Source organism: Rhizobacter sp. P2_H3, from assembly GCF_056403355.1.
This window is the reverse complement of sequence record NZ_JBFUFQ010000258.1, coordinates 1-7,653: the sequence shown is the minus strand read 5'-3', so window position 1 is coordinate 7,653 and position 7,653 is coordinate 1. Positions and strand designations below refer to the sequence as shown.

General features: G+C 70.6%; 7 protein-coding genes. 1 reads left to right on the top strand and 6 read right to left on the bottom strand.

Going from position 1 to position 7,653, the window contains the following annotated elements; genetic code table 11:
* Positions 1-1,147 (top strand): DNA gyrase subunit A (locus tag AC1D1T_RS27940; protein ID WP_477992902.1); only part of this gene is annotated, 1,147 nt, incomplete at its 5' end.
* A 44-nt stretch (positions 1,148-1,191) separates the two neighbouring features.
* Here the strand turns inward: AC1D1T_RS27940 and AC1D1T_RS27935 are convergent.
* The 6 genes from AC1D1T_RS27935 to AC1D1T_RS27910 all read right to left on the bottom strand — a co-directional run.
* Positions 1,192-1,539: a hypothetical protein gene (locus AC1D1T_RS27935; protein WP_477828472.1), complete on the bottom strand. Its 348-nt coding sequence runs from the start codon at positions 1,537-1,539 to the stop codon at positions 1,192-1,194.
* 86 nt (positions 1,540-1,625) lie between these two features.
* A complete protein-coding gene (locus tag AC1D1T_RS27930; protein ID WP_477828471.1) occupies positions 1,626-2,105 on the bottom strand; it encodes a disulfide bond formation protein B in 480 nt (159 codons plus the stop codon).
* Positions 2,106-2,108: 3 nt separating this feature from the next.
* Positions 2,109-2,570 (bottom strand): RidA family protein, encoded by a 462-nt coding sequence (locus tag AC1D1T_RS27925; RefSeq protein WP_477992901.1) that lies wholly within the window; start codon positions 2,568-2,570, stop codon positions 2,109-2,111.
* 93 nt (positions 2,571-2,663) lie between these two features.
* On the bottom strand, positions 2,664-4,673 hold the full coding sequence (locus tag AC1D1T_RS27920; RefSeq protein WP_477992900.1) for a PAS domain-containing hybrid sensor histidine kinase/response regulator: 2,010 nt from the start codon (positions 4,671-4,673) through the stop codon (positions 2,664-2,666).
* Positions 4,674-4,730: 57 nt separating this feature from the next.
* Positions 4,731-6,089, bottom strand: coding sequence for a type II toxin-antitoxin system HipA family toxin YjjJ (yjjJ, locus tag AC1D1T_RS27915; RefSeq protein WP_477992899.1), 1,359 nt, complete (start codon positions 6,087-6,089; stop codon positions 4,731-4,733).
* 112 nt (positions 6,090-6,201) lie between these two features.
* Positions 6,202-7,653 (bottom strand): sensor histidine kinase (locus tag AC1D1T_RS27910; protein ID WP_477992898.1); only part of this gene is annotated, 1,452 nt, incomplete at its 5' end.

Sequence of the window (7,653 nt, the reverse complement as noted above, 5' to 3'; positions counted from 1 at the left end):
CCAGCAGACGGTGCAGCGGCGCACGCAGTTCCGGCTCGACAAGGTGCTGGAGCGCATCCACGTGCTCGAGGGCCGGCAGCTGGTGCTGCTGAACATCGACGAGGTGATCCGCATCATCCGGCACTCGGACGAGCCGAAGGCGGCGCTGATCGAGCGCTTCAAGCTGAGCGAGCGCCAGGCCGACGACATCCTCGAGATCCGGCTGCGCCAGCTGGCGCGGCTGGAGGCGATCAAGATCGAGCAGGAACTGGGCGAGCTGCGCACCGACCGCGACAAGCTGCAGGAGATCCTCGGCAGCCCGGCGGCGCTGCGCCGCACGATGGTCAAGGAGATCGAGGCCGATGCGAAGCAGTACGGCGACGACCGCCGCACGCTGATCCAGGCCGGCAAGCGCACCGTGCTGGAGGTGAAGGTGCTCGACGAGCCGGTCACCGTGGTGGTCAGCCTGAAGGGCTGGGCGCGCGCGCTGAAGGGGCACGAGGTCGACCCGGCGGCGCTTGCCTTCAAGGCCGGCGACGGGCTGTACGGCACCTTCCCGTGCCGCAGCGTCGACACGCTGCTGGTGTTCGGCAGCAACGGGCGGGTCTACTCGATCGCGACCAGCCTGCTGCCGGGCGGGCGCGGCGACGGCCAGCCGATCACGACGCTGGTCGACCTGGAAAGCGGCACGCAGCCGCTGCACTACTTCGCGGCGAGTGCCGACACGAAGCTGCTGCTGTCGAACACCGGCGGCTTCGGGCTGCTGGCGCAGGTGTCGGACATGGTCAGCCGGCAGCGCGGCGGCAAGAGCTTCGTGACGCTGGACGAGGGCGACAAGCTGCTGCCGCCGGTGCCGCTGGCGGCAGCGCACACGCAGGTGGCGTGCCTGAGCTTGAGCGGCCGGCTGCTGGTGTTCCCGCTCGACGAGCTGAAGCTGCAGGCCAACGGCGGCCGCGGGCTGACGCTGATGGAAGTGGATGCGAAGGATCCGCTGGTCTCCACCGCGACCTGCGCGGCCGCGCTGAAGGTGCTCGGCCTGGGCCGCGGCGGCAAGCCGAAGGAGGAAGACCTGAAGGGAGCGTCGCTCGCCGTCTATGGCGGCAAGCGGGCGCGCAAGGGGAAGGTGCTGGATGCGGGGATGAAGGCGCAGCGGGTGCTGGCGGGCTGATGCCAGGTTGATGGCGCGCCCGGCTCAGCGGCCGGGCGGCATGCTCACCGGTGGCGCGCCTGCTGCGCGTGTCGCCCGTCAGGGTGTGCAGTCCGCTTGCGCGGCGGTGATTTGCGTGGGGCCTTCGCCTCGGCGGCGGCCGGTGGTTCCGGCTGCACCTCCTGCGGCGGTGTCGGCGGCGTCAGCTGCCCGATCGCCGGGAAGGTGGGCACCGGCATCGCACCGAGCCAGAAGCTCCACATCGAGCGGCTCGCGCTCACCATGTGCTCCCAGCTGCGCGCCTGCCAGGCGGCCATCTGCTCCACGCCCCACGGGCCGTGCCAAGCCGGGGGCTCGGTGGCGGTGGGGTTGTCCTGGCGCGGCTCCCACCACGAGTTCCAGTGCCACATCATGATCGTGCTCCGGTAGCGGACGATGCTGTGAGCTTAGCCCTCGATGGCCGCGGGCGCCATCGGCGATTGACCCGCGGCCAGGGTGATCAGCGCCCGCGCAGCGCCGACAGCACCAGCAGCCCCGCCACGCCGAACACCGCGAGGCTCCAGAACTCGTAGGGCACGCCGATGATCGAGACCGCTGCCTCGGCGCAGCTGCCGGTCACCTGGAACACCGACGGCAGCAGCTTGTCGACGCCGATGCCGCTGATGATCTTGTCGGCGAAGGTCAGGTTGCACGAGGTCGATTTCGCGGCCACCAGGTTCTGGTACAGCGCTGCCGCGATCCCGCAGGCAGCCAGCAGCACCGAGATGCCGCCGAGCGCGACGCGCGGCCCGCCGCGCAGCCACGCGGCGACGATGCACAGCACCGCGATCAGCGTGAACAGCAGGCGCTGCAGGATGCACCACGGGCACGGGCGCATGTCGAAGACGTACTGCGAGAACAGCGCGATACCGACGGCGGCCAGGCACAGCAGCGCGACGGCGTACAGGCGCTGCGTGGCGCCGAACTTGAAAGTGGCCATCGTTCAGGCCACCTGCGCGATCAACTCGATCTCGACGCAGGCGCCCATCGGCACCTGGGCCACGCCGAACGCGCTGCGTGCGTGCGCGCCCTTGTCGGCACCGAATACCTCGGCCAGCAGCTCCGAGCAGCCGTTGGTCACCAGGTGCTGCTCGGTGAACTCGCCGGTGCTGTTGACGAGGCTCATCACCTTGACGATGCGCTCGACCTTGTTCAGGTCGCCGCCGACGGCCGCCTGCAGCGTGCCCAGCAGGTCGATCGCGATCGCGCGCGCGGCGAGCTTGCCGGTGGCGGTGTCGGTGTCGAGGCCGAGCTTGCCGATCCAGGGCTTGCCGTCGCGCTTGGCGATGTGCCCGGACAGGAACACGAGGTTGCCGGTGCGCACGAAGGGCACGTAGGCGGCAGCGGGGGCGGACACCGACGGCAGTTCGATGCCGAGGGCTTTCAGGCGGTCGTAGACGGACATGGTGGGGCAGGGCAGGTGGAGGAAGCGGGGGATCCTACACCTGGGGCTTTGGCTGAATGCGATGCGGGGTGACTCCTCCCCGGCGCGGGCGCCTCAGCGCCCCAGCAGCCCCGCCGCCGTCAGGATCAGCTCGGCCATGTCGAACGGCTTGGCCAGGTGGGCCTGGTAGCCGGCGAGCAGCGATTTCTTGCGGTCCTCGGCGCGCGCGAAGGCGGTCAGCGCCACCGCCGGGATGCGCTCGTCGCGGCTCTCGTCGGCGCGCAGCGCCCGCATGAACTGGTAGCCGTCCATCTCGGGCATGCCGATGTCGCTGACGATCAGGTCCGGCCGGGCCGGCAGCACGGCCGCGAGCGCCTCCTGTGCCGACGCGAACGCGGTCACCTGGGCGCCCTGGTTCTCGAACATGCGCCGCAGCAACTCGCGCGCATCGGGTTCGTCGTCGACGATGAAGACGTGCACGCCGCCGAGCCGGGGCAGCGGCGGCAGGTCCACGGCCCCGGCCCCGTCCGGCGACCCGGACTGCGCCGCCTCGGCCTGCTGCGGCTCCTGCGAGACCGGCAGCTCGACCACGAAGGTCGCTCCGTGGCCTTCGCCCGCGCTGCTCACCCTGATCGAGCCGCCGTGCAGCTCCACCAGCTGCCTGCAGATCGCGAGCCCCAGGCCCAGGCCGCCGAACGCCCGCGTCGTCGAGCTGTCCTGCTGCGAGAAGCGGTCGAACACGTGCGGCAGGTAGCTCGCCGGAATGCCGATGCCGCTGTCGCTGATGCTCAGCTCGAGGCGCGGGCCGATGCGCTGCAGCGTCACCTGCACCTGCCCGCCCTTCGGCGTGAACTTGATGGCATTGGTGAGCAGGTTCCACACCACCTGCTGCAGGCGGCCGCTGTCGCCCTGCACGGTCGATGCGCCCGGGTCCAGGCGGCTCGTCAGGCGCAGGCCCTTGGCCTCGGCCGACGGCAGCGCCGAATCGACGGCCGCCTGCACCACCTCCAGCAGCGTGATCGGCTGCACATCGAGCCGGACCTTGCCGGCCATGATCCGGCTCAGGTCGAGCAGGTCGTCGATCAGCTTGACCTGGGCCCGGGCATTGCGATCGATCACGTCGATGGCGCGCTCCAGGTCCACCGGCTTGTCGGCCTGACCGGCGCGGCGCAGCACCTGCGTCCAGCCGAGGATGGCGCTGAGCGGCGTGCGCAGCTCGTGCGACAGCGTCGCGAGGAACTCGTCCTTCATGCGCGTCGCGCGCTGCGCCTCCATGCGGGCGCTGCGCTCGGCCTGCAGCAGTTCGTCGCGCTGGCGGCTGGCGAGCTCGGCGGCCTCGGCCTGCCGGCGCTCGGTGAGGTCGCGGGTCAGCTTGGCGAAGCCGAGCAGCCGGCCGTCTTCATGGCGCAGCGCGGTGATCGTGACGTTGGCCCACAGCATCGAGCCGTCCTTGCGCACCCGCCATCCTTCGTCGACGAAGCTGCCCTTCTCGGCAGCCACCTGCAGTTCGTGGTCGGGCCAGCCGCTCTCCCGCGCCTCGCGCGGGTAGAAGATCGAGAAGTGCCGGCCGATGATGTCGGCGGCGGTGTAGCCCTTGATGCGCTCGGCACCGACGTTCCAGGTCGCGATCCGGCCGTTGGGGTCGAGCATGAAGATCGCGTAGTCGGACACGCCTTCGACCAGCAGCCGGAACCGCTCTTCGCTGCGGCGCAGCGCTTCTTCATGATGGCGCCGCTGCGTCAGGTCGCGCGTGACCTTGGCGAAGCCGAGCAGCTGTCCGTCGGGGGCGCGCATCGCGGTGATCACGACGTTGGCCCAGAACTGCGAGCCGTCCTGGCAAACGCGCCAGCCTTCGTCCTCGAAGGTCCCGGTCGCCTGGGCCACCTCGAGCTCGTGCGCGGGCAGGCCGCGCGCCAGCGCCTCGGGCGGGTAGAAGCGCGAGAAGTGCTGGCCGATGATCTCGTGCGCGCGGTAGCCCTTGAAGCGCTCGGCACCGGCATTCCAGGTGACCACCCGGCCCTCGGGGTCGAGCATGAAGATGGCGTAGTCCCGCACGCTCTCGACAAGCAGGCGAAAGCGTTCTTCGTTGTGCTGCAAGGGCTCCGCAGGGTGATCGGCGGTCATGAGGCTGCACCCTAGCACAGCATGCCGCGGCCCGGCCCCGGGGGGGCGCTGCGGACGCTAGGCCTGGGTCGCGAGCCGCCGGACGATCGCGCCGTTGTCGTCGCAGATGCGCCGGAATGCCGTGCTGATGCGCGGGTCGTCGGCCGCCGCTTGCCAGAGCACCATCGCCGCCTGGGCGGCCTGTTGCCAGGCCTCGCGCTCCGACGGCAGCGGGCGCGGGGGTGCGAAGTTCTTCTCGGGCAGCTCCACGCCGCGCACCGGCGCGTACAGCATCGGCAGCACGTCGTAGGTCGGCGAGAGCTTCAGCCCGGGCACGAACGAGAGATTGCCTTCGTGCATGTCGGTATTGGCCGTGAGCCGGCCGAAATGCCAGAGCCGCGCGATCTGGTCGTGCGTTGGCGCATCGATGAAGCCGAGCGCTAGCAACTGCGACGCTGCCTCCGTCCACGGGCGGCCGGCCAGGCCGAACATCGCACCGCTCAGCGCCGACCAGGAGCACAGCGGCGAGCGCCCGAGCAGGCCATGCCGGTCGAAGCGCACGACCTCGAGGCAGGTCCGGTTGCCGGCGCGGTGGATCGTCGAGCGCGCGGCGGCCAACCCGAGGTGCGAGGGGATCACGGTCGACGCCAGGTGCTCGCACACCAGCAGGTCCGACCAGCGTTGCGTGATCGCGGAATCGTCGGAGCCTGAGAACTTGACGATGACGTGCGCCGGCACGCCGTCCAGCAGTCGCACGGCGGTGAACTTCGGGAACTCGCCGCCGGCCGACGAGCCGGCGTCGCCCGCCGTCATCGCGCGCTGCGCGAGTTGCGCATAGGCGGGCTCCACCTGCTCGTCCGCGATCAGAGCGGGTTCATGATCCTGCCTCGATTGCCAGAGCCGGAAGGCCGCTTCGCCCAGGATGAAGTTGCCGCTCTGGTCCGCGCCCAGCAGCGACAAGGCGTGCAGCGCATCGTCATCGGACCAGCGCGCCGGGTCTTCGCCGACCGCGAGCAGCGGCGCATGCTGGCGCGCGAACTGCCGGCCGAGGAAGCCCTGYGGCCGCAGGTCCTGCAGCGGGTAGGGGATGCCGTCGAACCAGCCGTCCTGCATGTCGGCATCCATCGGCCATTCGAACGGCTCGAGGAAGTCCACCGCGCAACCGTCGGGGTAGGTGAGGTGCAGGTGGGCGACTTCGGCCGCGTCGCCATGCGCGTCGATGCGGTACAGCGGCAAGGGCGCCGTGTCACCCCGCAGTGCCCGGCGTGCGGCATAGGCGGTGCGGCGTGCGCTGCCGCGGGCGATGACGGCCGGCCCGGCGGCGCGCACGGCGCGCATCAGCGTCGGCCGGCTCACCTGCAGCAGCTCCAGCAGGCGGCCGGCCGGCATCCGCTGCCAGGTGCGCAGCGTGGAGACGAGGCGGTCGGCGATCGTCATGAAACGATACTTTTCAGGTGGAAATTCGATTTCCTAGAGGCAGGTGTGCGTGAATCGTCGTCTTCAATGAAACGATTCATGTAACGATTATATCGACCCCGGCGGGGCCGTGTCAGCGCCGCTCCGACAGCTGCCTGATCGTCACCCGGCAGCGGATCCCGACCGCGCCGGCTTCCTTCCACTCGACCTCGCCGCCCAGCTGCTTCACCCGCTTGCGCACGCCGCCCAGCCCGAGCCCGTGGGCCCAGGCCTGCGGGCTGTGGCCGATGCCGTTGTCGGTGATCGTCAGCTCCAGCCGGTCCTGCAGCAGGTGGAACTCGATGTCGACGCGGCGCGCCTTCGCATGCGCGATCGCGTTGCTCACCAGCTCGCGCATCACGCGCGTCAGCGCCGACCACTGCACGACGGTCAGCGAGATGTCGCGGTCGAAGGTGAGGTTCCAGCCGAGTTCGATGTGCGCCGCGGTGAGCCGCTGCGTCAGGTCGGCCTTCCATTCGGCGGCGGCGTGCGACAGCGGGTGGTTCGGCGCGGCGAGCCCGCGCGTCAGCGTCTTCAGGTCCTGCAGCGTGTGCCGCACGTACTCTTCCATCTCGGGCGACTGCGCCTTGTACATCAGCGTCAGCAGCCGCGCGCCGATGTCGTCGTGCAGGTCCTGCGCCAGGCGCAGCCGCTCTTCGCTGCGGCCTTGCTCCACCGCCTTGTCGAACGCGATCGCGCGGCGCAGCTGCTCGAGGATGCGTTCGGCCAGCCGCGCGTCTTCCGACGTGAAGAGCCTGCGCCCGCGGTGCGCGAAGCGCAGCACCACCGAGCCGGGCAGCCCGTCGCCGACGCCGGGCAGCTGCGGCACCGGCACCACCAGCGTCGAGCCGTCGCCGGCCACGCGGGCGCTGCGGGTCGTCTTCTCGACCACCACCGCCTCCATCGGGTCGAACAGCTCGCGCAGCAGCTGCATCAACATGCCGGAGGCGCGCTCGGGGTGCGTCTCCACCTCGCGCGCCATGCGGTAGAGCTTCTCGAACATCCGCTCGGTCGTCAGCACGCTGCTGCCGAGCAGCTGGTTCAGGATCCACTGCCGCGCTCCGGCATAGATGCCGAGCGACAGGAACAGCGCCAGCGTCACCGAGGCGAACTGGCCGAGCGAGAACACCGCGACGAACAGCAGGTCGAGCGAGGTCGCGATCGTGCTGACCGCCGCCAGCAGCGAGAACTCGCGCATCACCTGCTGCGATTTCGACAGGAACGGCACCAGCAGCAGCAGCGACGCGAAGAACACGTACCAGATCGCCGGGCCGATGTTGACCATCTGCTGCTGCACCGCCGGCAGCCGGTGGCCGGCGGCGATGGCGATGGTCAGCAGCACCCAGGTGCTGATCGCCATCACGCCGAAGCGGCGCATCACGACCGCGAACGGGTGCGGCTCGCGCCGGTACCACCAGCTCAGCAGCGCGAGCGCTGCCAGCCCCAGCAGCGTGACGCCGCCCTGCGCCCACCACCACGCGCCGCGCAGCGATCCGCCGGCGCACAGCGCCGCCAGCAGCAGCGCGCTGCCCCAGCCGAGCCACGC